We start from the raw sequence: 23,500 nt of genomic DNA, 5'->3' as shown, positions 1-23,500 counted from the left end.
CCGATGTACAATGTGAACGTAACGAGGATTGAAGAAGTTTTGTCACATTTGGAACAGATGCTCGTGTTAATGAAACAGATAACTGCAGAAGCAGATGATCATATCAAATCAAGCAAACTGGTTACGGCCGCCCTGGAACGGGCATTGCACTTGAGCATCGAAGCGATTGCCGATGTTGGAAACGCTTTGATTGACGGATTTATTATGCGAGATCCAGGAAGTTATACCGATATTGTCGAGATTTTGGCCGACGAACAGGTGATTGGCGCAGAGGAGGCTGTTCAGTTGGGGGAACTGGTCTCCTTTCGCAAACAGCTGGTAAACGAGTACACAACAATTCCGGTCGACGCGATGATCTTGCTTGTCAGAAAGTCACTCCCGGCCTTAACCGGGTTTGCTCCCGCTGTTCGCCGATATGTCGAAAAAGAATTGTTTTAACGCTTTGCCACAATCCAACCATTTTTTAAACAAAACCATTTCTTTAGTTTACTATCGGCGCGGGATTGGATAAAATAGAAGAAGAAGGCGGTGAGATTGTGGCAAACGAGAACAGTTCAACGCGTGACCAAATTCTGCATATGCTGAAGATGAATGGTTCCTTGTCGGTCAGTGACATGGCCGCGGAGCTGGGAATTACGGAGATGGCCGTTCGCAGACACCTGAATACGCTGGAACGGGACAATTTAATTCAATCGACATTGGTTCGCCAGGCTATGGGGCGCCCTACCAATATTTATTCCTTATCTGAAAATGCAGATGAGTTGTTTCCTCGCAACTATTCCCATTTAACGCTCGACTTTTTGCGGGATCTAAAAGAACTGGATGGACAAGCAAAAATTGAAGAGCTGTTTAAACGGAGAGAGAGTCGTTTGGAGCAAGCGTATCTTCCCAAAATGGAAGGCGATCTGGAAAAACGCGTAGCTACTCTGGCAGACTTGCAAAATGAAAAAGGCTACATGGTTGAATGGGAAAAACAGGAGCAAGCCGACAGTTTCATCTTCAAAGAGTACAATTGCCCCATCTCGCAGGTGGCGAAAGAATTCCAGCAAGCGTGCAGTTGTGAATTGTCGTTGTTCCGCCGTGTTTTAAATGCAAAAGTAGAACAAACCACCTGTATGGCCAAAGGTGGAGACAAATGTATTTTCCATATTCACAAGGCTGAATAGCGTACATCCACTCTTGCCTGAGTGGATTTTCTTTTAAAGAGAAGGCCGGACGTTGATCTTACAAGCGCAGGTGGTGAAAACATTGAAAGTGTACAATGGGTTTTTGCTTGATTTGGACGGGACGATTTACCGGGGAACGGAACCGATTCCCGAAGCTCTGCAATTTATCAAGGAGTTACGGGAAACGGGCCGCCGTTTTTTGTACGTGACCAACAATTCCTCCACAACCCCGGAAAAAGTGGCGGTTCGTCTGGAAGCGATGGGGCTGCCGACAGATCCTGAGCAAGTATATACATCGAGCATGGCCGTCGCTGCCTACTTGTCGGAAAAGGAGCCGCATGGTGCCGATGTCTTTATCATTGGGGAAGAAGGATTGCACACTGCTCTGCAACAGAGCGGGTTTCGTCTGACCGCCGAACAGCCGCGCTATGTCGTGATCGGTATTGATCGTGCGTTCACGTATGAGAAACTGGCGATCGCGGTCCGAGCGATTCGCAACGGAGCGCAACTGATCGCCACGAACAAAGATGCCGCTTTGCCCACCGAAAATGGTCTGGCCCCCGGAACCGGTTCGTTGGTTGCGGCCGTATCGGTGGCAGCGGGAACAACCCCGCTGTTCATCGGAAAACCGGAAACGATCATCGTAAACTACGCTTTGCAGCGTTTGGGTACCGCCCCCGAAGAAACGCTGATTGTCGGGGATAACTTGTTTACCGATATCGAAGCAGGCGCCAACAGCGGCCTGGACAGCCTGTTGGTGTTAACCGGTTTTTCAACGGAGGCGGAAGCCGAACGTCATCCGCATCGCCCGACCTATGTGGCGGCAAATGTCTATGACTGGTGGAAACAACAGCGCGAACAAAGAAGCTAAAGCACGGATCAAACACGTTGCTTTAGCTTTTCTTCTTCTTCTTGCCGATGCCGATGGGCCAGCCGGCTTGAAGCCGCGGCTGCGATGGCGCCAACCAGATCGTCGAGGAAAGTGTTAACGCCGTTTCGTTTATCGTTCAGCCGTGCCAATACGCCGTGTTTTATTTTGTCGACATAGCCAAAATTGGTGTACCCGATGCTGCCGTACAGATTGACAATCGACATGGACAGCACTTCATCAATTCCGTAAAGCGACTCATCGGTCTCGACCATCTCTTGCAAGGGAGTAAACAGCTGGCTGTTTTCAGCCAGTATATCGAGCTGGATTCCGGTCAGCAGCGCGTTTTGCACTTCCCGTTTTTGCAGCACGGAGCGGATGCTTTCGATGCATTTGTCGGTTGTCAAATCAGGGATATAGTCCTTTTGCAAGAAATAGACAATTTCCGCAATCTCCTCCAGCTTTACCCCGCGTTGTTTTAACATTTCGATCGCTTTCTCGTATACAGCTTCACTCATAATTTTCGGCAAAACCATTTATTACGCCTCCTCGCCCGAAGTTCACAGCTAGTATCTGCATGTAAATAGGCACCTATCCCGACTTTTCTACATAAAATAAGGCAAACGACGGAACGGAGGGACGAAGTGGATGGAAGCGATAAAAGCAGCGTTGGCTGAACAGTATGGGTTTGAACTGATCGATTATCGGGAAGCGGGCGGCACGACCTATTTACATACGGACATAGGCCAATACTATTTGCAAAGTGTACCGGCCATCTATCGCTACAAAAGCAAATTTATTGAACGGGTCAAGAAACACCTGCAGCGAACGGAGGGACCGTCCGTATTGACAGCGTCGCAAACGTTTAAAGGGCAACATTACTTTATCGTCGACGATGAGCTGTATTACTGCTATCTGGGCGTGCGCGAGGCAGCGCTCGACAATCAGCCGTTTGCCTATGGCCATGCATTGGCGCAATTTCATCGGGCGACCGGCAATTTTTCAGGCGACCGGTTGTTTGCTCCGTACAGTTCGTTGGGAAGTTGGCCGAAGATGTGGAGGAAAAAACTGACCCATTTTGCCTTGTACCGCGACGAGCTGGAGCAGGCGAAGGAAGAGATTACGCCGTTTGATGAATTGCTGCTGACCAGCTTTACGTATCTGTATCAGCTGGGCGATTTGTCCGTTCAATATTTGCTCGATCAGCATTACGCAAAAGTGTGCAAAGAAGCGGAAGCATACGGAAAAATTGCCTATCAAAATTTTGATGAAGGATATATTTTGTTTGATGAAAACGGTTCGTTTCATCTGATCGGCGAATGGCAGTGGGTGATTGATACGCGCACTCGCGATATCGGACAATGGATCAAGGCGGAGACGCGGCGAAATGGCTGGCGTCCGGAAACTGTTGCGCAATTTCTTGACGGTTACAACAGCAGTTCTCCTCTGCTCGATCAGGAATATCCATTGCTGTATGCCATGTTGCTTTATCCGGGACGGTATTTCAAGCTCGTTGACATGTACCGGAATCTGCCGCATGATGAAAAAACAGAAGTAGATGCCGGACACTGGAAAGAGATAATGAACGAGGAATTGACGGAGCTGGAGGAACTACTCTGTCACTTTCCCCATCTGGTCAAAAGTCGGTACGGGGTAACGATTCCGACGATCGATTGGCTGAGGAGAACAAGCGATCGTTGAACCGGTGCCCATGCGCTTATGTGGAAAGGAGCTTTCTTTGGCAGGTATGGAGCTGATTGTGCTTTTCGTCGGAGGCATGATGTTGTTGAGCGTGTTGGTTGCGGCGGTATTGTCGCTTGTTGTCGGCTGGAAGCTGACTCACCCGCCGCGCAAACCGGTCGCGGTTCGTCCCGAACAGTACGGGATCGACGTTTATGAAGAAATCGCCTTTCCAAGCAGGCAAGATGGTCTGTTGTTGCGGGGCTGGTATTTTTCCGCTAAGGCAAACGGCCAGAGCGACAGCGGCTATACGCTGATTTTTGCTCATGGATATAGCCAAAATCGATTGGAACCGCATTTGCCGGCGCTATCACTGGCAAAAGAGCTGTTGGGTTCCGGTTACGATGTGTTGATGTTCGACTTTCGCAATGCGGGAATGTCGGAAGGAAACGTGACCACGATTGGGTTGTTCGAACAAAACGATTTGTTGGGGGCGGTTGATTACGTCAAACAACGGTTTGCCGAGCGGGGAATCGGATTGATCGGCTTTTCGATGGGAGCCGCAACCGCTCTGCTTGCCGCTGCTCGGGAACCGAGGATCAATGCCGTGATCGCCGACTCTCCGTTCTACTCTTTACCGGCTTATTTACGGGAAAATTTGTCGGTATGGACAGGCTTGCCGCGTTTTCCGTTTAACTGGTTGATCATGAAGCTGATTCCGTGGCTGATGCGAATAGATCCGGAAGCCGTAAATCCTTGGCAAGCCGTCCAGCGGTTGGTCTCGTGCCCCGTTTTATTTATTCATGGCCGGGCCGATACGACGATTCCCTGGGAGAACAGCAAAAACTTGTACGAACTATCTGACAAGCGAACCGCCGAGCTATGGCTTGTTCCCGCTTCCGGACATGTGCGAAGCTATGCCAGCCAGCCAAAGCGTTATGTGCAAACGGTTCAGGCCTTTTTAAAAAGAAAACTGCCCCCTGTAAGGTAGGGGGCAGAATATGTTAGAATACCTGTTGAACTTCGACAATTCCCGGAATTTCTTCAAACAGGGCGCGTTCAATCCCTGCTTTCAAGGTGATGGTTGAGGAAGGGCAGCTGCCGCATGCTCCCATCAAACGGAGCTTAACAATACCGTCTTCCACATCAACGAGTTGCACGTCTCCACCGTCACGTTGCAGATAAGGACGCAGTTTATCTAAAACTTCTTCAACTTGATCATACAATTCCATAGTACTCACTCCTTTCACCTTTTTATTATAAATCGCTTTACGCAGAAAATCCATGACAATGCATACCGTTTTCCTTGACAAAGTGCAGAAAAGTGTCAGGAAAGCAACGGTGAATGGAGTTTTTCTGTGATGAACATGCTATAATATTCATGGCATTACAAGGAAACGAGGGATACCGTGAACGTCAATCGAAGTGTCAAAGATTTAATCGGGAATACACCCATTGTCGAACTTACTGCTTTTTCACCCGAAGGCGTGCGCTTGTTCGCCAAGCTGGAGTACTTTAACCCGGGCGGAAGTGTAAAAGATCGCTTGGGCATGGAGTTAATTCGTTCTGCAGAGGCAAGCGGACAGTTGAAACCAGGTGGAACGATTATCGAACCGACAGCAGGAAATACCGGGATCGGCATAGCGCTGGCAGCGGTCGGTACGGGCTACCGGGTTATTTTTTGTGTACCGGAAAAATTTTCCGAGGAGAAGCAAGAATTGATGCGTGCGTTGGGTGCGGAAGTGGTCAACACCCCGACCGAATTAGGGATGCAGGGAGCGATCGCCAAAGCGCAGGAATTGGCAACGCAAATTCCTGGCTCTTTCGTACCGCAGCAGTTTGCTAATCCGGCCAATCCGGAGGCACATTATAAAACAACTGGACCGGAAATCTGGAGACAGATGGATGGGCAAGTGGACATATTTGTTGCTGGAGCCGGTTCAGGCGGAACCTTTATGGGGAGTGCCCGCTATTTGAAGGAACAAAACCCGACGGTAAAAACAGTGATTGTTGAACCGGTAGGCTCCATTCTGAATGGCGGCGAATCGGGTCCACATAAAACAGAAGGAATCGGGATGGAGTTTTTGCCTCCATTTATGGATACCAGCTACTTTGATGCGATTCATACCATTTCCGACGAGGAAGCTTTTGAACTGGTCAAACAATTGGCGGCCAAAGAAGGGATTTTGGCGGGCAGTTCGTCGGGAGCGGCATTGGCAGCTGGTCTGCGCGAGGCCAAAACGGCGAAACCGGGTTCCCATATCGTCATGATTTTTCCGGACAGCAGCGAACGATACTTAAGCAAAAAAATATACCAAGGAGGGCTATAAGATGCGTATCAAAACACGATTGATCCATGGAGGAGTAGATGGAGATCCCCATACGGGAGCGGTTTCCGTACCGATTTATCAAGTGAGCACCTACAAACAGGAAGCGATTGGCAAACATAAAGGCTATGAATATTCTCGTACGGGGAACCCGACGAGACATGCTTTGGAAACGTACATCGCCGAATTGGAAAATGGTGCGAGAGGGTTGGCGTTTGGTTCCGGTATGGCTGGGCTGTCCACCATCTTGTCGATGTTTGACAAAGGCGATCATCTGATTGTCGGCGATGATGTCTACGGCGGAACTTTCCGCGTGATTTCCCGGGTATTTACCCGTTTAGGTCTGGATGCTTCTTTTATTGATACGAGTGATTTGGGCGCAGTGGAGGAAGCGATTCGTCCTGAAACGAAAGCGGTCATCATCGAGACACCGACCAATCCGTTGTTGAAGGTTACGGATATTGCCGCCTTGGCCAGTTTGACCAAAGCGAAAAATCTGCTGCTGATCGTGGACAATACCTTCCTGACACCGTATTGGCAAAATCCGCTTGATCTGGGCGCGGATATCGTTTACCACAGTGCCACCAAATATTTGGGCGGACACAGCGATGTTGTAGCAGGCTTGGTTGTGACCAAGGATGCAAAAGTTGGCGAAGATTTACATTTCTTGCAAAACGCGGTAGGCGGCGTACTGGGGCCGCAAGATTCCTGGCTGTTGCTGCGCGGGATGAAAACATTGGGAATCCGCATGGAAGAGCACGAAGCGAATGCGCGTACATTGGCGAAATGGTTGAGTGAACGGAAAGACTTGAAACGCGTGCTTTATCCCGGATTGGAAAGCCATCCTGGCCACGAATTGGCGAAAAAACAGGCGCGTGGTTTTGGCGGGATGATTTCGTTTGATGTCGGAAGCGGCGAAAGAGCGGATCAAGTGCTGAGCAAAGTAAAATGGTTTACTTTAGCGGAATCGTTGGGAGCAGTGGAAAGCTTGATTAGTGTTCCTGCCCGAATGACACATGCTTCGATTCCGGTTGAGCGGCGGGCAGAACTGGGAATTACCGACGGCTTGATCCGAATTTCTGTAGGAATTGAGGATGTCGAAGATCTCATCGAAGATCTTGATCAAGCCCTTTCCTAGAAAGGAAGCTGCCAATGAGCATCGAAATCAAGGTGTACGGAACCGAACAGTTATGTGCAAGCTGTGTGAATTTGCCTTCTGCAAAGGAAACCGCAGAATGGTTGGATGCTGCACTGAGCAGAAAATATGGAGCGCATGCAATTCGTGTCGATTACTGTGATTTTCAACAGGCTGAGACAGAAGCAGACAAATACTGGGCAGAACGCATTTTGAATGAAGATTTGTGGTATCCGCTTGTCGTAATTTCCGGGGAAATTGTCGGTGAGGGAAATCCAAAGTTAAAAGATGTCTGCCAAAAGTTGGAGCAGCTTGGCTTACAACCCCTGGAAGCATCTTAAACTTTGCTGTGCTGCAAAGAAAATATGCAAGGAGCCGTTGGGCAAAGGGAACCGAGCAGAGCTGCTTGTTGAGAACAAAAGAAAGAAAGCTGCCGATGGAATGTCGGCAGCTTTCTTTCTTTTGTTCTAGTTCAAAACGTCATACATAATTTTATAAAGATATCCGGAGGGGAAGGTGAAACAATAAATGGAAGCAAAACTGGCAAGATATTATCAATTAAAGCAACTGCAAAAAGCGACAGAAAGTGAAATCGAGCAGTTGCGCCAACAAATTTTGGCGGAATGCAGAGAAGACCAAGTCATCGAAGCGGGTGAGTATAAACTGACGATCCACAATCAACACCGGCGTGAATATGATGATCAAAAATTATATGATGCTTTGCCGGATGCTGCCCTTTGGCGGCTGCTCTCCAAAGCGGATGCCGCGAAGATCAACAGTATGCTGAAACTAAAGGTAATCTCTGATGAGCTTTTGCAAGGGACGTTTCATGTCAAGCAAGTCCCCGTCATTCGTGTAGAAAAACAATAAGAAGGAAAAGAATATAAACAAACTTGATATAATTGCAGGGAGAATTGACATGCAAAAGAAATGAAAGCGAAGCAGGCAACGTATCGCTGACGAAGGCTTCGCTTGTTTGGTTCTTGTCAGCAGCGGTTTATCCGAGATGTCGTTTATACATCCACAGTACACCGCTCTTCATTACGCGCGGCATTTGTCCGACGAGCGAAACTTTTCCCATGATCCCAAAACCTTCTTTTTTGCCAAGTGAACCGAGCGTTCCTTTTAATTTGATTTCCGGCAAGCAGGCTGGATAGTCTTCATTTTTGATGTCTTTGTTCAAGATCAGTGCGATTTGTTCCCCTTGAAACTCGGCGAGTTGGGCACTGGGAGCAAACGGCAAAGCGGCACAGTCGCCAACGACATAGACATTTGGATGGGTCGGAATTTGATGATATTGGTTCAAAACGGTACGGCCTGCGGCATCTTGTTCCACCGGCATTTCCCGTACAATCCGGTTGGCCTGAATGCCCGCTGTCCAAACAATCACATCGCTGTCGAGCGGTTGATCGTGATTATAGACAACGCCTTGCTCGACACGGTTGACACTCGCTTTGGAAATCAATTGGACATCATGTTCCATAAACCATTGCGAAGCATAATTTTGCAGTTTTCTCGGGAATGGGCTTAAAATGTTTTCGCCGCGGTCAAGCAAGCGAATGTTTAGATCAGGACGGCTTTCGCGCAATTCTGAGGCGATTTCGACACCGCTCAGGCCGCCACCGACAATGGTGATTTGTCCATACGGCTTCACATTGTTGACGGCAGCATACGTTTTTCGCGTTGCCCCCAAAGTTTGAATAGAGTGGGTGTATTGATCGGCTCCCGGGATGTTATGATAGCGGTCTTCACAGCCAAGTGCGATCACAAGCCAGTCGTATTCGAGCAAATCGCCGTTGGCGAAAGCAACCGCCTGTTCTTCCAACTGGATTTGGGTCACTTCACCGTATTTAATCGTAAGCCGAGGATCATTGGGGAAAGGCACGCGAACGTCCGCTTCGGGGACAGTTCCTGCAGCCAAAGCGTAGTATTCTGTCTTTAAACCATGGAAAGGCATCCGGTCGACCAGTGTAACGGAAACATTGTCAGGCAAATCAGGAGTGAGAACCCGTTCGATAATTCGTAATCCTCCATAACCGCCGCCAAGAATAACAAGTCGCTTCATAAAGTCACTAGTCCTTTCTTGTTCCGAATTTAAAATTCCATTTTTTATTTTCCCATTCTATTTTTAGTCTCAATTAATCAAAATTGCAAGCAGAATCTTTTTACCACACGATGGCTCTGGATTTTTATCGGGAACAAGGTAAAATAAATATATTGAGCAAAAAAGTTGACAGACGCCACTGGCTTAGGCAAAAAGTTAGGTGATAAAAGATGAAGCCATTAGTGGAATTTTGTTCCAGCAATCTCTCCTCCTATACGCAAAGCGTAATGGAAAGGTTGGAACAAGACACAGAACTCGATGTTGATGTCGTTGAATATGGATGCCTGGGACATTGTGGAGAATGTTATATGGCTCCGTTTGCACTGGTTAATGGTGATTATGTGGCAGCAGAGACTGCTGAAGAGCTATACGAAAAGATTAAGCAAAAAATCCGCGAAGATGAAGAAGCGTTCAATCAAGATTTTCCGTTTTAAGCGGAAACCTTGCTTGAGCCAATACAGAAAAACACGCAGCCGAGCGTCAAGCTACGGCAGCGTGTTTTTTTTTGTCGGTTTGGCGAAAGGAAAGGCAGATCGTGGTCTTCCTTTGGCGGATTAATATTCTTTTACAACGTTATAGAACGTGTCGCGTTCCAGCGCCCGTTTGCCGGCTCCTTTAATCAGCCAGACCAGTTCATCCACGGTCAACGCTTGTTGGGTGAGCGCTCCGGCGGAGTGGCTGATTCTCTCTTCAATCAAGGTACCATGGACGTCTGACGCGCCCATGCGGAGAGATACCTGGGTCAACTGCGTACCGATATTGATAAAATATGCCTTGATATGCGGGACATTATCGACCATCAAACGACTGATCGCGATTGTTTTCAAATCGTCGATTGCGGACGTGCGGCGTTTGATGCCAGCCGTCGCCTTTTTCGGCTGAACTGCGAGCGGAATAAACACAAGGTAGCCATTCGTAATGTCTTGCAGTTCGCGAATCCGGATCATATGGGTGAGTCGTTCCTCATATGTCTCGATGGAGCCGTACAGCATGGTCGAGTGAGTGCGCAGACCGAGCTCATGCGCTGTGCGATGGACAGCTAACCAATCGTCGGTGCTCGCTTTTTCCGGGCTCATTTTCAACCGATATTCCTCGGTCAAGATTTCCGCGCCGCCACCGGTCAAGCTTTCCAGGCCGGCTTTCATCAATTCCTGGATGACTTCACGGAAGGACAGGCCGGAGATACGGGAGAAAAATTCGATTTCAGCCCCGGTGTACGCTTTGATCGTAACGTGAGGATACGCTTGTTTCAACGTCCGTACGGTATCTACATAATATTCGAACGGCTGGTGCTGATTATGTCCGCCAACGATATGAAATTCGCGGATGCCGGGATGAATGCGGCTTTCGACATAATGGAGCAATTCTTCCTTGTTCATCGTATACGCGCCGTCTTCGCCGAGATCGCGGCGGAATCCGCAAAATTTGCAATGGGCCTCGCAAACGTTGGTTGGGTTAATATACAAATTTTGGATAAAATAGACATTATCGCCGTTTTTGCGTTGATTGACCATATCGGCCAGCTGTCCGATCGTCAACAGGTCGGAAGATTCATAAAGAGCTAGTCCGTCCTGCAGGCTGAGACGTTCACCGTTGACTACTTTTTCTGCAATAGACAATAAACTTTTATCTTGTGTTGCCAAAGTTTGAATTTCCATAATTTGGTCACATCCTGTCCAATTAGATTAATTGTGTATTTTCACGACATTGTAAAGCGTATCACGTTCGACTGGTATCCGGCCGGCTTCTTTGATCATATTGATAAAGCTCGTTTTCGGAGTCATTTGATTGGCCGTGTTTCCGGCAGCGTGGATGATCTGCTCTTCCATAACCGTTCCGTCCAGATCATCGACGCCAAAGTTCAGGGAAACCTGCGCCAGTTTGAGCCCAATCATCATCCAAAAAGCGCGGATATGCGGAAAATTGTCCAGCATCAGGCGAGCGACGGCAAGCATGCGCAAGTCATTGTAGCCGGTCGTTTCTCCGGAAATGTTGTACTCGGCAGCCAGTTTGGTGTTGGCTGGTTGAAACGCGAAGGCGAAGAAAGCGTTGAAGCCGTTTGTCCGGTCTTGATGCTCCCGCAGGCGAATGAAATGGTCGATCACGTGTTCCGGTTTTTCAATGTGGCCATATAGAATAGAAGCGTTTGATTTCATGCCCAGTTGGTGGGTGATGTCGTGAATCTCAAACCACCGGTCAGCGCTCGTCTTATGGCCGGAGATGATTTTGCGGATTTCCGGATCGAACACTTCCGCACCACCGCCAAGAATCGACCCAAGGCCGGCTTTGCGCAGACGGTGGATTGTCTCTTCCACGCTCAATTTTGCGACGCGTGCGAGGTAGTCGATTTCCACTGCGGTAAACGCCTGGACATGAATTCCTGGCAAAATGTCCACCGCCATCCGGATCATTTCTTCGTAGTACTCGAACGGAAGTTTTGGATTAACACCGCCCACAATATGTAACTCGGTAAAACCTTTCCCTTTCATCTGCTCGTATTTCGCTTTGATTTGCTCAAGCGACAGCGAATAAGAGCGGGGATCGTCCGGTTTCAACCCAAATGCACACAATTTGCAGTCCAAATAGCATACATTCGTATAGTTTAGGTGGGTATTTACGATGAAATAAACATTGTCGCCGTTCTTTTGCTGGCGTACATAATCCGCCAGTCGACCAACAGTCAGCAGGTCAGGGGAAGTCAACAACCGCATGCCGTCATCAAATGACAAGCGTTCGCCACGAACGACCTTTTCTTCGATGTCTTGCAAGGAATGGCGTGTGCTAATCAACGTCATACTTTTTCTCCTCTCTGGAAGCTACACAAGTGAAAAACATGGAAATAAACCATTTTCATTATAAAACTCTTTTGACAAGGGAACAACATAACGCTCGACAAAGCGACTCGACAAAGTGTCGCAGTTCTCAGGAAGAAAATACAAGATCCGGCAAATCACCACTATTGACAAACGCTTGCTACTGGGAAAATATGTTTGCTAATCCCCATTCATTCCTGTAAAATAAGCGATAAAGATGTTACGAGAGTGGGAGGAGATTATCTTGCGTGACAAATTGCTTGAAAAAATCGAACTCCTTCGACAGCAAATGGTTAAAATCGGTTTAGAATGTGGCTTGGATCATCCTGATGTACTGGAATACAGCAAAAGAATCGACCAACTTCACAATCAACTTATCGAAATGGATCATAGCTTGTCTAAGGTTGAAAGCAAGAGTAAAACGTACGGTTTTTATATATTGGAAAACAAGGCGAACTTTGCCTGACAAAACAAATGATGCTTACACTTGCAGGTATGACGTAGCCTTGTTAGAAGCGGTGTTTCGGAGTATACTTAAGAGTACAGATGCGATTCAGCAAGGTATCTGGAAGCCTGTAAGGAGGGAACTGTATGATCACGTTAACAGAACAGGCAGCGCAGAAAGTAAAAGAAATGATTGCCACGGAAAGCCCGAATACTTTCCTTCGGGTAGGTGTTCGTCCCGGCGGTTGCAGCGGTTTTACCTATGGGATGGGTTGGGATCAGGAACTGAAGGAAGGCGACCAAACGTTTGAACAAAACGGCGTGAAAATCGTTGTCGATAAAGATAGCATCCAGTATATAGACGGTACGGAAATCGACTTCAAGGAATCGATGATGGGCGGCGGTTTTTCGATCCATAACCCGAATGCGATTGCTTCTTGTGGATGCGGTTCTTCATTCCGCACAGCAACAGCTGCGGGGAACGCAGAGAAATGCGATTGAGTTTGGAAGCGGAACCTTTCGAGCGGTTGGACAGACCGTTTGAGAGGTTTTTTTGTGTTCAGCCATTTGGCTTTTTGAATTTTTAGTGAAAAGAAGGTGCTCCATGAACAAAAGAATGTACGCCGCTGCCATCATCGCCGTTCTCCTGTTACTGGCGGGTTGTGGGGATAAGCAAACGAGCGCCCCGGTTTCACCGGTTTCCTCGGCGCCAACGACAGGGGAGAACGTCCTGAATATAGAAGCGAGCAATTGGCAGTTTCGTCAGCAGCAATATACCGTGAAAGCAAATGCGCCGGTGACGATCAACTTTCGCTCCGTTGACGGATATCACGGCTTGGCCATCGACGGAACGGAGGTCAGCATTGAAAAAGAGGGAAGTGTGAACGTCACGTTTCCCCATCCCGGTGAATATCTGGCTTACTGCAATGTCACGTGCGGCCCCGATCACGGAAAAATGGTCGCCAAAATTGTCGTGCAATAGTTCCGTCAAGAAAGAATACCTTCTGCCTGCCTTGGACAAGGGCTGGTTGGAGGTATTTTTTTTTACATGAATTTCCTTCTGTTCGTACATATTAACTAGATGAAAGGAGCGATGCCAACTGGAGAAAAAGCGCTATTACGTCACCTTGCAGGCAGGAACCAAAGTAGCCGAGATCAGGGAGGCGACCCCTGGATCGAACAGTACCTATGATTTTGAGATTGAGGCTTCACCGGAACAGGCTCTTGAACTGCGCAAGATGTTTCAGGAAGCATTTACTGTCGATTTTGATTCCTTTCTGCACGGCCATGTACTGTTCACTGAGGTAGGAGAAGATGACAACAAAACCTATGACAGCATCCTTCGCGACGCCTACAACATGCTGTATACGACCGGGACTGTCGAAACGAAGACGAGGCTTGAACAAATGGGGATTGTCGATCAGTTTAAACTGAATCAGCAAAACCGGCCAGACTAACGAACAGGAGTTGATCAAGATGATACGTCGGAAAGCGAAGTTCTTGCTAACAGCCAGTTTGCTTGTTTCATTGGCATTGCCGGTCGCAGCTTACGCGGAAACTGTGCCTGGAATGGAGGGCAATCAACATACGGGGCATGGACAGCGAGCAGCGGTCCATCATCGGGAACATTTTCGCTCCAGCTTCCATCTGGGACCCCATCGGCAACTGTATTTGCAGCTTTTGGCGGAGAAGTATGCGCCGGACAGCGTAGAAAGCTGGAAAGCAGCCTTTGCCGAACAGGAGCGGTTGATGCAGGAAATCAGGACACGCAGGGAACAGATGAAAAAAGATCCTGCTTACCAAAAACTGCGGGAGCAATACAAGCAATTGTCGGAGGATCTGCACAAGAAGGCGGAAAGCGGCGCAATCAGCCGGGAAGAAATGAGAGAGCAATTGCATGCGTGGAAAGAGAAAAATTTGCCGCAAGACTACAAACGGATGAGAAAAGAGTGGAAAGCGGTTCGGGAAAAATACAGACCCGTCCATGAGCAATTTGATCAGGCCGTCGCAGCCCGGGATGAAGCGGCCATCAAGGCCGTCTTGCCCAAACTGCTGGAGGAACTGAACGAAGGGAACAAGCAGTTGGCGCAAACTTTGGGGCAACCGAAAAGCAAATAGAGGCAGCTGTGACCGAATAACAAGGAGCGAGGCAAAACCATTCCGTACCAGTGAAAAAACGGAGAAGGATTGCCTCGCTTTTGTCGCGATCCGGGCTGATTATTTAAATTCGCTTCTCTCCTGAAGCGGAATGATTTGCTCCCGTTGGCAGTTTGGACAGAAGCCCAAATGCAGACATTGATGTTGTTTCAAATCGGGATAGCCGTTGGTCAGTTTGGAATCGTCGATCGGTCGGTAAGGGCTGTAATCGCCGTAAAAGTCATAAATCCGGCCACAATCATCCAAAGGAAGACCGCATGTCTTGCAGTGACTGTTAAAATTGCTGAACCCATTGCAGACAGGACAGATGTAATTCACGCGTTCCGCCTCCTTTGTCCCTACTTTGCGCAATGGGTTCCGTCTCTATACGGCCGAACCGATCGATTTTAGGCAAATTGATCCATGCTGGAAGAATGGCCGGGGTGCAGACGCGCATCCGGATTCAGATAGGCAATGGCATTATTGATCGCCGTAGGCGCTTCGCCAAATCCGACGGCGATCAATTTCACTTTCCCGGGATAGGTGGTAATGTCGCCGGCGGCATATATTCCCGGAATGTTTGTTTCCATTTTGGAATTGACGACAATGCTGCCTTTCTCCAAGGTCAACCCCCAATTTTTAATCGGGCCTAACGAAGAGATAAAGCCAAAGTTGACGATCACCGCATCCAGCGGCAGCTGACGCTGTTCGTTGGTAGCCGCATTCTCGATGGTTATCGCTTCGATTCGATCGGTTCCGTGAATTTCCTTGATTTCGAAAGGAGTAGCAATATTCACGCGGGAGGCTTTCAGTTGTTCGACGCTATGTTCGTGGGCGCGAAATTTGTCGCGACGATGGATTAATGTCACTTCGGAGGCAATCGGCTCCAGCATCAGGGCCCAGTCAACCGCGGAATCACCTCCGCCGATGACGGCTACACGCTGTCCGCGAAAGGAGTTCAAGTCCGTAACAAAATAATGAAGGTTGGACTGTTCAAAGTGGGCGGCGGCGGGATGTTCAAGCCGCCGCGGTTCAAAGGCACCTACTCCGGCGGTAATGATGATCGTGCGGGAGAGGTGAACGCCTTTGTTGGAAGTGATCTCAAACAAATCGGCTTTTTTGGACACATGCTCCACTTTCTCATCCAGGCACACGGTCGGAGCAAACTTGCTGATTTGCTGTTTGAGATTTTCGACAAGTTCTTGGGCGCGAATTCGTGGAAAACCGGCCACATCGTAAATATATTTTTCAGGGTAGAGAGCGGCGAGCTGGCCGCCCAACTGGGGCATGCTTTCGATGATCTTTACACGAGCTTGCCGAATTCCGCCGTAAAAAGCAGCGAACAAACCAACGGGTCCACCGCCCACAATGGTAACGTCATAAATCTGCTCGTCCGTTGGCAATTTTTCCATAGTTAACACCTCATTTTTCGTTTAGGCTTCGTAAGTTACTATATGCAATCATAACGTATTTTAGCGTTATGCACCAAAAGGGGGAGAAGGGAAAATTTTCTTGCAAAATGTGGCGTTCACCTGCTAATATGGAAATGAACTAAGTCAATTTCTTGACATTTTTTTTGTTGTTTTGTGCTTTTTTTCACAGCTCAATAGACGATGGACTCGAAGCATATTTTAACAAACGTTCAGGGCATAGTAAGCGTAGTTTATTTGTGAAAAGAAGCACAGCCTCGCTGATTCTTAAAAAAGGTGAAGATTGGAAGGGATCATGATGAGCAGACCCAAAATTCTTGTTCTGGGAGCTGGGTATGGGGGGCTTCTGACCACTCTAGGCTTACAGCAAAAATTGAATTACAATGAAGCGGAACTCACTTTGGTAAACAAACACGACTACCACTTTATTACCACCTGGCTTCACGAGCCTGCTGCCGGTACGGCACCGATTGAACATGCCCGTGTTGACCTGGATACGATTCTTGACAAAACCAAAGTGAATTTTGTGAAAGGAACGGTCAAAAGCATTCAGCGGGAAGCGAAGACGGTCACGCTGGAGAGCGGCGAAACCCTTTCCTATGACTATTTGGTCATCGGCTTGGGAAGTGAACCGGAGACTTTTGGGATCGAGGGATTGCGCGAACATGCTTTCAGCATCCGCAGCCTCAACTCCGTACGGCAAATTCGTGAACATATCGAGTATATGTTTGCCAAGTATAAAAACGATCCGACGCGCACCGACTATCTCACCTTTGTGATCGGGGGCGCCGGCTTTACCGGGATTGAATTCTCCGGCGAGTTGTCTGACCGGATACCTGAACTTTGCAAAGAATACGAAGTAGATCCGTCATTGGTGAAAATTTATAATATCGAGGCCGCACCGACAGCGCTGCCTGGCTTCGACGCGGATCTGGTAGAGTATGCCACGAGAGTTTTGTCCAATAAAGGCGTGGAGTTCAAAATCAATACCCCGATCAAACAATGCACACCAGAAGGGGTCGTGCTTGCTACCGGTGAAGAGATCAAAGCGGGAACCGTTGTTTGGACGGGCGGTGTTCGCGGCAATGGCATCGTGGAGGCAGCCGGCTTTGAAGTTGCCCGCGGGCGTGTGAAGGTCGATGAATATTTGCGTGCGCCTGGCCATGAAGATGTCTTTGTCGTGGGGGACTGTGCCTTGATCTTTAACGACCAAGGACGCCCATATCCTCCGACTGCACAGATCGCTGTACAAGAAGGGGAAAATTGCGCACAAAATCTGGCTGCCCTGATTCGCGGCGGCAAAATGACGCCATTTGTTCCTCATCTGCAAGGAACGCTGGCTTCCTTGGGAAAAGGCGAAGGAATCGGGATCGTGTTTGGGAACAAAAAATTGTTTGGTTCCAGCGCGGCTTTAATGAAAAAAGCCAGCGACTTGCGCTATTTGTACAAACTCGGCGGCGTTGGTTTGGCGTTGAAAAAAGCGAAACTGTAGCGAATGCCGACGACGAGGGGAGGATCGATTCCTCCCCTTTTGCTGTTTTTTGCTTATGCTTCCTGCCTGCGATTCATCTGGCCAAATCGGCAGCGATTTCAAATTGACCCATTTCTTTCTTTTCGTTACACTAAAGCTGTAGCTAGGTACTGGAGGGTTATCGATCATGCCGCTAAGTCCGATTCAATTTGTTATTTCCATTGTTTTGTTCTGTGTTTTGGGGTTTGGGATCGGGTTCATCTTAAACATGATATTACGTACGACATGGTTGCCGGTTGCAGTGGCGATCATTGTGATTGTGGGCGCACTTGCCTATAACCAGATTGTTCCCGGGCTGATCGACGTCATCATCCTTGCTTTTGGGATGGCGGGGACAATCGCCAGTGGCTTAACGATTCATACGCTGCGGAAAAAAGGATATCGCATGTTTTAACGGATGAACGCAAATGAAAAAAGAAGGCACGATGCTGTGCCTTCTTTTTGTTTGCTAACGGGTTGTTGAAGCTGACTGTTAACTGATATCCGATGCTTTGATGGCGCTCTCCCAGGAGGGGTAATAAAAGAGGGCGTGCCGCATCAATTCAGGATCTTGAGCCTTTACCGATTTTTTCGATAGATTTGTCCCTTGCTCGTGAAGTTGTCTAATTCTTTCTCGCACTTGTTCAGAGCTTAATGAAAGTTCCATTTGACCATCTCCTTCACTTACAGAATTAGTATTAGTTTGGGAAAAAACGCAGCGATTCAAACCTCTTCTCGAAAAATTTACCCAAAATTTTCCGCAACTCTAGCAATTTATGTATATAACTGCTGAATTTGGACATTACTAGAGTCGAGAGGAGGTTACAAAAATGAAGTGGTACAAACGAATCGTCTGTTTGGCGATTTGCTTGACGGTCATTGGAGGGTTCGCACCAAAAAGCTTCAGTTCCAATCTCATTGGTGCCCATTCTTTTGAAACGGTGTATGGCGTGAAGGAGATGAGGGAAGGAACGCAAATGGTCAAAAAAAGGGCCGTTTCGATCAGTTCGTTTACTCAAGTTATTGATAAAGATGACAAATGGAAAGAAGATAAAATTATGCTTGATCAATTCCCGAAAATCAGGGTCGTGGCCACCGGATACTTTGCCGGTTTTGAGTCAACCGGGAAATCGCCCAGCCATCCTTCATACGGCATTACCTATTCAGGTGTTCGGGTACGCCGTGATGCCTATTCAACGATTGCTGCCGACTTGCGCGTCTTTCCTCTAGGAACGATTCTCTATATCCCGGGCTACGGGTATGGCGTCGTTGCCGATAAAGGCGGGGCGATCCGCGGCAACAAAATCGATTTGTATTTCAACACCAAACAAGACGTGTTTGAACAGTGGGGCAAAAAGTCGGTCGATGTTTATCTCGTTCACAAAGGTACGGGAAAAGTGACCGAGAATATGCTGAATATGTTGAACGAAAAAGGGCTTGCGGCTATGGCCCAAGCAATGCAGGAATAAAGTCAGAAACGAGAGCAGCCCGTTCCTCGCAACGGGCTGTTTTTTATGCGGTTTAACGGGTAAGGCTGTGAAACAGCAAGGCTACCATGATCCCCAAGAAGCCGCCCATTAACACTTCAATCGGCTGATGGCCCAGCAATTCCTTCAATTTTTGCGCTTTTTCGTTTTTCGGTCGAACTTTGAACGTTTTCATGCCTTCCAGCATATGATTAAACTCTTCCACCAATTTATTTAAAACAACAGCTTGCATCCCGGCGTGACGGCGAACACCGGCAGCGTCGAACATGACGATGATGCCAATGATCGCAGAAATCGCAAAGGCGCTGCTGCCGAATCCTTCGCGTATCCCTACGGCAGTCGACAAAGCGGTAACTGCGGACGAATGAGAACTGGGCATCCCCCCTGTACTGAAAAGCAGAGGCCAATTCCATGTTCTTTCTGCGAGAAAATGTAGAGGAATCTTGATAAATTGCGCAATTCCAATGGCAAGCAAAGCAGCCCATAGCGGCGAGTTGTCTAGTAGTTCTAACATGCGGTTGAATCGTTCCTTTCCAGGGTAAGCTTAGTAAGATTATTGTAACAGAATCGGGAGTGAATCATCCGTAAAGTTTCTGTTGGGATTTCAGGACAACCCGTTCATATGGTACGATAAAGAAGTGGAAGTTGTTGCCGCTTTGTCTGCGTCTCGACAACTTGCCCGTTCGGATGGAAAGCTCATACTGTTAGGTTGTGTAACAGCGGCCAGAACAAAATAGCGTTCTTATTGGTATCGTATCTTATTCATGAGAAAGAGGGAAGAGCGAATGAATCTGACGGTGGAAAAAAGAATAGAACTGGAACAGATGCAGGCCGATGAATTAATCCTGGCACTGTACAAAGATGAACCATTGCATGAAGATTTAGCCAGATTGAATGAAACTTTTGGCGGATCGCTTGCCGCTGTAATCGAGCAGGAAAAAGCGGGAGAAGCTAACAATGTAACCGTGATACATACGCTGGGCAAATTAAAAGTCAACAAAGTTGTTTTGCTTGGCTTGGGGGAAAAAGGCAAGCTGACGTTTACCAAAGCTCGCGATGCTTTTGCCAAAGCAGTGAAAACAGTGCGGGCGAAGGGAAAAGACAAACAGGTCGCGCTGGTGCTGCCGGAAGCGGCGGGAATCGAAACCGACCGGATGGCACAAGCGGCCGCCGAAGCGTTTTTGCTGGGAACTTACTCTTATGAAGGATATCGGCAAAAACCGAAACAGGAAAAGGCGATTGCCGCCTTGCGCATCTATCCGTTTGCGGCTGAAACAGAAGCTGCGGCCGCGGCCGGCGTGAAGAAGGGCGAAGCATTGGCGACGGGAACCAATCTGGCCCGCGATCTGACCAATACACCAAGCAACTATTTGACGCCGCGCGCCTTGAAAGACGCGATCGTGGAAGTGGCCGAACGCTACGGCATGCCATATGAGGTTTTGGAAAAAGACAAATTGGCTGAACTGGGCATGGGCGGAGTATTGAGTGTGGCTCAGGGAAGTGCCGAGCCTCCGTATGTGGTGGTGGTCAAGTATCAGGGCAGGGAAACATGGGACAATGTCATCGGCTTGATCGGAAAAGGAGTCACCTTTGATACGGGGGGGATCTCGATCAAACCGGTGGCCGGAATGGAAGAAATGAAATCGGACATGGGCGGTTCAGCCACTTTATTGGGCGCGGTGGAAGCAATCGGTCGATTGAAGCCAAAGGCAAATGTCATGCTCGTCGTCGGCTGTGTGGAAAACATGCCGTCCGGAACAGCCTTTAAGCCGGGCGATGTGATTACGACGATGAGCGGAAAGACGGTAGAGATTATTACCACCGATGCGGAAGGACGGCTCGTGCTGGCAGACTGCATCACCTACGCCAAAATGCAAGGCGTCTCCTGCCTGATCGATTGTGCAACGTTGACAGGGGGGGTTGTCGTCGCGTTGGGCGCGGTTTCGACCGGTGCGATGAGCAACGATCAGTCTTTGGTCAACGAATTGCTTGCCGGAGCGGAGCAAGCGGGCGAACGTTTGTGGCAGTTGCCGACTTTTGAAGAGTATCGCCAGTTGAACAAAAGCCGGGTAGCCGATTTGAAAAATTCCGGTGGCCGACAAGGACATGCGATTATTGCCGGAGTATTTTTACAGGAGTTTGTAGAAGAGACGCCGTGGGTGCATCTGGACATCGCCGGAACAGCTTATATCAATGCTGCTTCCGATTATCATCCGGGCGGAGCGACCGGAGCGATGGCCCGATCAGTCGCCCAGTTTATTTTGAGTCGAAGCGAAAAATAAAGGAGTGAAGTCGATGGCTTTTCAAAATCCGAGCGATGAGGTGCGTCGGAATCTGTTGACGGAAGCCCGTAACATTGCTGTGGTTGGATTGTCCAACAAACCGGATCGAACGAGCTATATGGTAACGCAAGCAATGCAAAATGCCGGATATCGGATCATCCCGGTGAATCCGGTAATTGCCGGGGAAACGGTTTTGGGAGAAAAGGTGTTTGCCTCCTTGACCGAAATTGACGAGCCGATCGATATTGTCAATGTGTTTCGCCGAAGTGAAGAAGTCATGCCGGTAGCCGAAGACGCCGTCAAAGTAAAACCGAAAGCTTTTTGGCTGCAGCAGGGCATCTTCAATGAGCAAGCGGCGGAATTGGTGCAACAAAACGGGATTACCGCGATTATGGATAAATGCATCAAAGTTGACCACGCCCTTTTGCGTCCCGAGCGGTAAAAGAAAAACAAGCGCGCATTTACAGTTAGAAACTGAGAGGAAAAGGGGAGAACGAACGTGTTTATTGGCAAAACAGCAGGGAAAAGTCACGACCGGGTACCGCCTAACCAAAAAGTAACAACTGGATTTCCGGTCTTGCATTATGGAGATGTTCCCGAATATACCGATTTGGCGACACAGTGGGACCTGCGCATTTTTGGCCTGGTGGAGCAGGAGGTAACGCTTTCTTACGAACAGATTTTGGCCTTGCCCAGCACTCAGGTGACCAACGATATTCATTGCGTAACCGGCTGGAGCAAACTGGACAATGTCTGGGAAGGAGTCGCGGCCGAAGAATTGGTCAAACTGGTTAAAATCAAGCCGGAAGCCAAGTATGTGATGCTTCACGCTGAGCAAGGCTGGACGGCCAATATGCCGCTGTCCGACTTTTTGACCCCAGGCAACTTGTTTGCCTACAAACATAACGGTGAGGTGCTTGCGCCGGATCACGGGTATCCATTGCGTTTTGTCATCCCGCATCTTTACTTTTGGAAAAGTGCCAAGTGGGTGCGTGGCATTGAATTTATGGACAAAGACCGTCAAGGTTTCTGGGAAAAGAACGGGTATCATATGTACGGAGATCCTTGGAAAGAGCAACGTTTCGCTTGGGATTGAACCGTCAGGCCGGAAAAACCGATCACACGAGATGTGGTCGGTTTTTTTTTGTCGTGTTGCCGATGAGACGGTTCGTTGCATGTTAACCGTTGGAAAAACGTACAAATTGGTTGAGCAAGAAAATCGGTTTCCTCTGTACGAACATGATTTTGGGGAGAAACTGTTTGCGCACGTCCAAATCAGACGAACAGCTGAAAGGAGTGACCGTATGGAGCAAGGTTTGGTATCCATTCTGTTGGTCGGTTTTTTCCTGGGGATTCGCCATTCATTTGAACCTGATCACATGATCGCAGTCAGTACGGTAGTCTCGCAACATCGCAATCTGTTTCGTTCTTCGCTGGCCGGACTTTTTTGGGGAATCGGCCATACCTTGACGCTTTTCCTGTGCGGGCTTTTGACGATTTTTACAAAAAGCCAACTGTCACCGACCGTTTCCTTGTCGCTGGAATTTGTCGTCGGGGTGATGCTCGTGGTTTTGGGAATCGCCGGAATTTACAGGCGGCAGAGAGCCAAATCCGCGCCACCGCGGCAACAGTCGGTCGACAAAGTCTATCGCAAATCGGTTATGATCGGTTCGGTTCACGGTCTCGCCGGCAGCGGGGCATTGATTTTGTTGACGATGGCCACTGTGCAGGAATTTTGGCAAGGGATTTTGTATATGCTGCTGTTCGGGGCGGGCTCGATAATAGGCATGCTGCTGTTCAGCACATTGTTTAGCGTCGCATTTGGACTGGTGGCGAAAAAAGCGAAAGTGGAAAGTTTCCTCGTCCAGTTCGTTTCGTGCGCTACGGTGATTTACGGACTTTTTTACATGTATCACATTGGTTTTGCAGAGAAACTGTTTTATGCCTGGAGCGTGCAGTAAACGGCGGGAGGGACTCTTCCGTTCGCTTCGGGCCGTCAGCAAAGCGGCAAATTGTGAAGGCAAACTGACGCAGCGCGCAGTTTACGCTTGCGGCGTTTGCTCTGTTGCGCGTCCTTTTTTAAATTCAATCGGTTGGAAGAGAGCGGTGAAGTTTTAT

Annotated in this window: 31 protein-coding genes; 22 read left to right on the top strand and 9 right to left on the bottom strand. The window is 48.5% G+C overall.

Translation table 11 applies throughout. The features are described 5' to 3' along the window. The first annotated feature begins 3 nt into the window (after positions 1–3). The 3 genes from JOD01_RS17975 to JOD01_RS17965 all read left to right on the top strand — a co-directional run bounded on the left by JOD01_RS17975 (position 4) and on the right by JOD01_RS17965 (position 2,037). A complete protein-coding gene (locus JOD01_RS17975; RefSeq protein WP_204519674.1) occupies positions 4–438 on the top strand; it encodes a DUF86 domain-containing protein in 435 nt (144 codons plus the stop codon). Between the two features lie 98 nt (positions 439–536). After that, on the top strand, positions 537–1,166 hold the full coding sequence (locus JOD01_RS17970; RefSeq protein ID WP_204519673.1) for a DeoR family transcriptional regulator: 630 nt from the start codon (positions 537–539) through the stop codon (positions 1,164–1,166). Positions 1,167–1,248: 82 nt separating this feature from the next. Next, positions 1,249–2,037 carry a TIGR01457 family HAD-type hydrolase gene (locus tag JOD01_RS17965; protein ID WP_204519699.1) on the top strand — a complete coding sequence of 263 codons (789 nt, stop codon included), beginning with the start codon at positions 1,249–1,251 and terminating at the stop codon, positions 2,035–2,037. A gap of 8 nt (positions 2,038–2,045) precedes the next feature. Here the strand turns inward: JOD01_RS17965 and JOD01_RS17960 are convergent, their stop codons facing one another. Beyond that, a complete protein-coding gene (locus JOD01_RS17960) occupies positions 2,046–2,570 on the bottom strand; it encodes a phosphatidylglycerophosphatase A family protein (protein ID WP_204519672.1) in 525 nt (174 codons plus the stop codon). Between the two features lie 112 nt (positions 2,571–2,682). Here JOD01_RS17960 and JOD01_RS17955 point away from each other — a divergent pair, with 112 nt between their 5' ends. Together JOD01_RS17955 and JOD01_RS17950 are read left to right on the top strand one after the other, a co-directional pair. Then, positions 2,683–3,735, top strand: a complete 1,053-nt coding sequence (locus JOD01_RS17955; RefSeq protein WP_204519671.1) for a hypothetical protein — start codon at positions 2,683–2,685, stop codon at positions 3,733–3,735. 46 nt (positions 3,736–3,781) lie between these two features. Continuing rightward, positions 3,782–4,705 (top strand): alpha/beta hydrolase, encoded by a 924-nt coding sequence (locus JOD01_RS17950; RefSeq protein ID WP_204519698.1) that lies wholly within the window; start codon positions 3,782–3,784, stop codon positions 4,703–4,705. Positions 4,706–4,718: 13 nt separating this feature from the next. Here the strand turns inward: JOD01_RS17950 and JOD01_RS17945 are convergent, their stop codons facing one another. Next, positions 4,719–4,946: a NifU family protein gene (locus tag JOD01_RS17945; RefSeq protein ID WP_204519670.1), complete on the bottom strand. Its 228-nt coding sequence runs from the start codon at positions 4,944–4,946 to the stop codon at positions 4,719–4,721. 177 nt (positions 4,947–5,123) lie between these two features. Between JOD01_RS17945 and cysK the strand changes: the two genes are divergently transcribed. From cysK to JOD01_RS17925, 4 genes are all read left to right on the top strand, one after another. After that, on the top strand, positions 5,124–6,044 hold the full coding sequence (gene cysK, locus JOD01_RS17940) for a cysteine synthase A (protein ID WP_204519669.1): 921 nt from the start codon (positions 5,124–5,126) through the stop codon (positions 6,042–6,044). A 1-nt stretch (position 6,045) separates the two neighbouring features. Then, a complete protein-coding gene (locus JOD01_RS17935; protein ID WP_204519668.1) occupies positions 6,046–7,179 on the top strand; it encodes a bifunctional cystathionine gamma-lyase/homocysteine desulfhydrase in 1,134 nt (377 codons plus the stop codon). Between the two features lie 14 nt (positions 7,180–7,193). Continuing rightward, positions 7,194–7,517: a YuzD family protein gene (locus JOD01_RS17930; RefSeq protein WP_204519667.1), complete on the top strand. Its 324-nt coding sequence runs from the start codon at positions 7,194–7,196 to the stop codon at positions 7,515–7,517. A 187-nt stretch (positions 7,518–7,704) separates the two neighbouring features. Beyond that, positions 7,705–8,046: a hypothetical protein gene (locus tag JOD01_RS17925; protein WP_204519666.1), complete on the top strand. Its 342-nt coding sequence runs from the start codon at positions 7,705–7,707 to the stop codon at positions 8,044–8,046. A 127-nt stretch (positions 8,047–8,173) separates the two neighbouring features. Here the strand turns inward: JOD01_RS17925 and JOD01_RS17920 are convergent, their stop codons facing one another. Next, positions 8,174–9,241, bottom strand: a complete 1,068-nt coding sequence (locus tag JOD01_RS17920) for an NAD(P)/FAD-dependent oxidoreductase (RefSeq protein ID WP_204519665.1) — start codon at positions 9,239–9,241, stop codon at positions 8,174–8,176. A gap of 209 nt (positions 9,242–9,450) precedes the next feature. On the opposite strand from JOD01_RS17920, the gene JOD01_RS17915 reads away from it, so the two are divergent. Further along, a complete protein-coding gene (locus JOD01_RS17915) occupies positions 9,451–9,714 on the top strand; it encodes a YuzB family protein (RefSeq protein WP_204519664.1) in 264 nt (87 codons plus the stop codon). Between the two features lie 120 nt (positions 9,715–9,834). Here the strand turns inward: JOD01_RS17915 and mqnE (JOD01_RS17910) are convergent, their stop codons facing one another. Both mqnE (JOD01_RS17910) and mqnE (JOD01_RS17905) read right to left on the bottom strand, forming a co-directional pair. Continuing rightward, on the bottom strand, positions 9,835–10,938 hold the full coding sequence (mqnE, locus tag JOD01_RS17910) for an aminofutalosine synthase MqnE (RefSeq protein WP_204519663.1): 1,104 nt from the start codon (positions 10,936–10,938) through the stop codon (positions 9,835–9,837). 27 nt (positions 10,939–10,965) lie between these two features. Further along, positions 10,966–12,075: an aminofutalosine synthase MqnE gene (gene mqnE / locus JOD01_RS17905; protein WP_204519662.1), complete on the bottom strand. Its 1,110-nt coding sequence runs from the start codon at positions 12,073–12,075 to the stop codon at positions 10,966–10,968. A 262-nt stretch (positions 12,076–12,337) separates the two neighbouring features. Between mqnE (JOD01_RS17905) and JOD01_RS17900 the strand changes: the two genes are divergently transcribed. The 5 genes from JOD01_RS17900 to JOD01_RS17880 all read left to right on the top strand — a co-directional run bounded on the left by JOD01_RS17900 (position 12,338) and on the right by JOD01_RS17880 (position 14,655). Then, a complete protein-coding gene (locus JOD01_RS17900) occupies positions 12,338–12,559 on the top strand; it encodes an aspartyl-phosphate phosphatase Spo0E family protein (protein ID WP_204519661.1) in 222 nt (73 codons plus the stop codon). Positions 12,560–12,684: 125 nt separating this feature from the next. Continuing rightward, entirely contained in the window at positions 12,685–13,038 is a 354-nt protein-coding gene (erpA, locus tag JOD01_RS17895; protein WP_204519660.1) for an iron-sulfur cluster insertion protein ErpA, read from the top strand. Between the two features lie 103 nt (positions 13,039–13,141). Further along, positions 13,142–13,519, top strand: a complete 378-nt coding sequence (locus tag JOD01_RS17890; protein ID WP_204519659.1) for a cupredoxin domain-containing protein — start codon at positions 13,142–13,144, stop codon at positions 13,517–13,519. A 145-nt stretch (positions 13,520–13,664) separates the two neighbouring features. Further along, a complete protein-coding gene (locus tag JOD01_RS17885) occupies positions 13,665–13,994 on the top strand; it encodes a hypothetical protein (protein WP_204519658.1) in 330 nt (109 codons plus the stop codon). A gap of 19 nt (positions 13,995–14,013) precedes the next feature. Continuing rightward, on the top strand, positions 14,014–14,655 hold the full coding sequence (locus tag JOD01_RS17880; RefSeq protein ID WP_204519657.1) for a hypothetical protein: 642 nt from the start codon (positions 14,014–14,016) through the stop codon (positions 14,653–14,655). A 99-nt stretch (positions 14,656–14,754) separates the two neighbouring features. On the opposite strand, the gene JOD01_RS17875 is transcribed toward JOD01_RS17880, so the two are convergent. Next, entirely contained in the window at positions 14,755–15,012 is a 258-nt protein-coding gene (locus tag JOD01_RS17875) for a hypothetical protein (protein ID WP_204519656.1), read from the bottom strand. A gap of 68 nt (positions 15,013–15,080) precedes the next feature. Beyond that, complete coding sequence (locus JOD01_RS17870; protein WP_420829102.1) at positions 15,081–16,085, bottom strand: NAD(P)/FAD-dependent oxidoreductase; 1,005 nt, start codon at positions 16,083–16,085, stop codon at positions 15,081–15,083. A 316-nt stretch (positions 16,086–16,401) separates the two neighbouring features. Here JOD01_RS17870 and JOD01_RS17865 point away from each other — a divergent pair, with 316 nt between their 5' ends. Both JOD01_RS17865 and JOD01_RS17860 read left to right on the top strand, forming a co-directional pair. Then, positions 16,402–17,595, top strand: coding sequence for an NAD(P)/FAD-dependent oxidoreductase (locus tag JOD01_RS17865; RefSeq protein ID WP_204519655.1), 1,194 nt, complete (start codon positions 16,402–16,404; stop codon positions 17,593–17,595). 166 nt (positions 17,596–17,761) lie between these two features. Continuing rightward, a complete protein-coding gene (locus JOD01_RS17860) occupies positions 17,762–18,028 on the top strand; it encodes a YuiB family protein (RefSeq protein WP_204519654.1) in 267 nt (88 codons plus the stop codon). 78 nt (positions 18,029–18,106) lie between these two features. Here the strand turns inward: JOD01_RS17860 and JOD01_RS17855 are convergent, their stop codons facing one another. Beyond that, positions 18,107–18,280 (bottom strand): hypothetical protein, encoded by a 174-nt coding sequence (locus JOD01_RS17855; protein WP_204519653.1) that lies wholly within the window; start codon positions 18,278–18,280, stop codon positions 18,107–18,109. A gap of 163 nt (positions 18,281–18,443) precedes the next feature. On the opposite strand from JOD01_RS17855, the gene JOD01_RS17850 reads away from it, so the two are divergent. After that, a complete protein-coding gene (locus JOD01_RS17850; protein ID WP_204519652.1) occupies positions 18,444–19,082 on the top strand; it encodes a 3D domain-containing protein in 639 nt (212 codons plus the stop codon). Positions 19,083–19,134: 52 nt separating this feature from the next. Here JOD01_RS17850 and JOD01_RS17845 read toward each other — a convergent pair whose 3' ends face one another. Further along, positions 19,135–19,614, bottom strand: coding sequence for a divergent PAP2 family protein (locus tag JOD01_RS17845; RefSeq protein WP_204519651.1), 480 nt, complete (start codon positions 19,612–19,614; stop codon positions 19,135–19,137). A gap of 271 nt (positions 19,615–19,885) precedes the next feature. Here JOD01_RS17845 and JOD01_RS17840 point away from each other — a divergent pair, with 271 nt between their 5' ends. The 4 genes from JOD01_RS17840 (at position 19,886) to JOD01_RS17825 (ending at position 23,343) form a co-directional block, all read left to right on the top strand. Next, the gene (locus tag JOD01_RS17840; RefSeq protein ID WP_204519650.1) at positions 19,886–21,382 is read left to right on the top strand and encodes a leucyl aminopeptidase; all 1,497 of its coding nucleotides are present in this window, start codon (positions 19,886–19,888) and stop codon (positions 21,380–21,382) included. A 13-nt stretch (positions 21,383–21,395) separates the two neighbouring features. Next, complete coding sequence (locus tag JOD01_RS17835) at positions 21,396–21,824, top strand: CoA-binding protein (RefSeq protein ID WP_204519649.1); 429 nt, start codon at positions 21,396–21,398, stop codon at positions 21,822–21,824. Positions 21,825–21,881: 57 nt separating this feature from the next. Next, on the top strand, positions 21,882–22,478 hold the full coding sequence (locus JOD01_RS17830; RefSeq protein WP_204519648.1) for a sulfite oxidase-like oxidoreductase: 597 nt from the start codon (positions 21,882–21,884) through the stop codon (positions 22,476–22,478). Positions 22,479–22,686: 208 nt separating this feature from the next. After that, on the top strand, positions 22,687–23,343 hold the full coding sequence (locus JOD01_RS17825) for an urease accessory protein UreH domain-containing protein (protein ID WP_204519647.1): 657 nt from the start codon (positions 22,687–22,689) through the stop codon (positions 23,341–23,343). The last annotated feature ends 157 nt before the right edge of the window (positions 23,344–23,500 follow it).

The organism is Brevibacillus fulvus (genome assembly GCF_016908525.1).
Taxonomy (GTDB): Bacteria; Bacillota; Bacilli; order Brevibacillales; family Brevibacillaceae; genus Brevibacillus_G; species Brevibacillus_G fulvus.
The sequence above is the reverse complement of the archived record's forward strand: the minus strand, read 5'-3'. Positions and strand labels throughout refer to the sequence as shown.

Bases quoted from the DNA above. Each gene is read 5' to 3' on its own strand.
- JOD01_RS17975 (WP_204519674.1), top strand. From the start codon at position 4: ATGTACAATGTGAACGTAACGAGGATTGAAGAAGTTTTGTCACATTTG.
- JOD01_RS17960 (WP_204519672.1), bottom strand. From the start codon at position 2,570: ATGGTTTTGCCGAAAATTATGAGTGAAGCTGTATACGAGAAAGCGATC.
- JOD01_RS17955 (WP_204519671.1), top strand. From the start codon at position 2,683: ATGGAAGCGATAAAAGCAGCGTTGGCTGAACAGTATGGGTTTGAACTG.
- JOD01_RS17950 (WP_204519698.1), top strand. From the start codon at position 3,782: ATGGAGCTGATTGTGCTTTTCGTCGGAGGCATGATGTTGTTGAGCGTG.
- JOD01_RS17945 (WP_204519670.1), bottom strand. From the start codon at position 4,946: ATGGAATTGTATGATCAAGTTGAAGAAGTTTTAGATAAACTGCGTCCT.
- JOD01_RS17935 (WP_204519668.1), top strand. From the start codon at position 6,046: ATGCGTATCAAAACACGATTGATCCATGGAGGAGTAGATGGAGATCCC.
- JOD01_RS17930 (WP_204519667.1), top strand. From the start codon at position 7,194: ATGAGCATCGAAATCAAGGTGTACGGAACCGAACAGTTATGTGCAAGC.
- JOD01_RS17925 (WP_204519666.1), top strand. From the start codon at position 7,705: ATGGAAGCAAAACTGGCAAGATATTATCAATTAAAGCAACTGCAAAAA.
- JOD01_RS17920 (WP_204519665.1), bottom strand. From the start codon at position 9,241: ATGAAGCGACTTGTTATTCTTGGCGGCGGTTATGGAGGATTACGAATT.
- JOD01_RS17915 (WP_204519664.1), top strand. From the start codon at position 9,451: ATGAAGCCATTAGTGGAATTTTGTTCCAGCAATCTCTCCTCCTATACG.
- mqnE (WP_204519663.1), bottom strand. From the start codon at position 10,938: ATGGAAATTCAAACTTTGGCAACACAAGATAAAAGTTTATTGTCTATT.
- mqnE (WP_204519662.1), bottom strand. From the start codon at position 12,075: ATGACGTTGATTAGCACACGCCATTCCTTGCAAGACATCGAAGAAAAG.
- erpA (WP_204519660.1), top strand. From the start codon at position 12,685: ATGATCACGTTAACAGAACAGGCAGCGCAGAAAGTAAAAGAAATGATT.
- JOD01_RS17890 (WP_204519659.1), top strand. From the start codon at position 13,142: ATGAACAAAAGAATGTACGCCGCTGCCATCATCGCCGTTCTCCTGTTA.
- JOD01_RS17880 (WP_204519657.1), top strand. From the start codon at position 14,014: ATGATACGTCGGAAAGCGAAGTTCTTGCTAACAGCCAGTTTGCTTGTT.
- JOD01_RS17870 (WP_420829102.1), bottom strand. From the start codon at position 16,085: ATGGAAAAATTGCCAACGGACGAGCAGATTTATGACGTTACCATTGTG.
- JOD01_RS17865 (WP_204519655.1), top strand. From the start codon at position 16,402: ATGAGCAGACCCAAAATTCTTGTTCTGGGAGCTGGGTATGGGGGGCTT.
- JOD01_RS17860 (WP_204519654.1), top strand. From the start codon at position 17,762: ATGCCGCTAAGTCCGATTCAATTTGTTATTTCCATTGTTTTGTTCTGT.
- JOD01_RS17855 (WP_204519653.1), bottom strand. From the start codon at position 18,280: ATGGAACTTTCATTAAGCTCTGAACAAGTGCGAGAAAGAATTAGACAA.
- JOD01_RS17850 (WP_204519652.1), top strand. From the start codon at position 18,444: ATGAAGTGGTACAAACGAATCGTCTGTTTGGCGATTTGCTTGACGGTC.
- JOD01_RS17845 (WP_204519651.1), bottom strand. From the start codon at position 19,614: ATGTTAGAACTACTAGACAACTCGCCGCTATGGGCTGCTTTGCTTGCC.
- JOD01_RS17840 (WP_204519650.1), top strand. From the start codon at position 19,886: ATGAATCTGACGGTGGAAAAAAGAATAGAACTGGAACAGATGCAGGCC.
- JOD01_RS17835 (WP_204519649.1), top strand. From the start codon at position 21,396: ATGGCTTTTCAAAATCCGAGCGATGAGGTGCGTCGGAATCTGTTGACG.
- JOD01_RS17825 (WP_204519647.1), top strand. From the start codon at position 22,687: ATGGAGCAAGGTTTGGTATCCATTCTGTTGGTCGGTTTTTTCCTGGGG.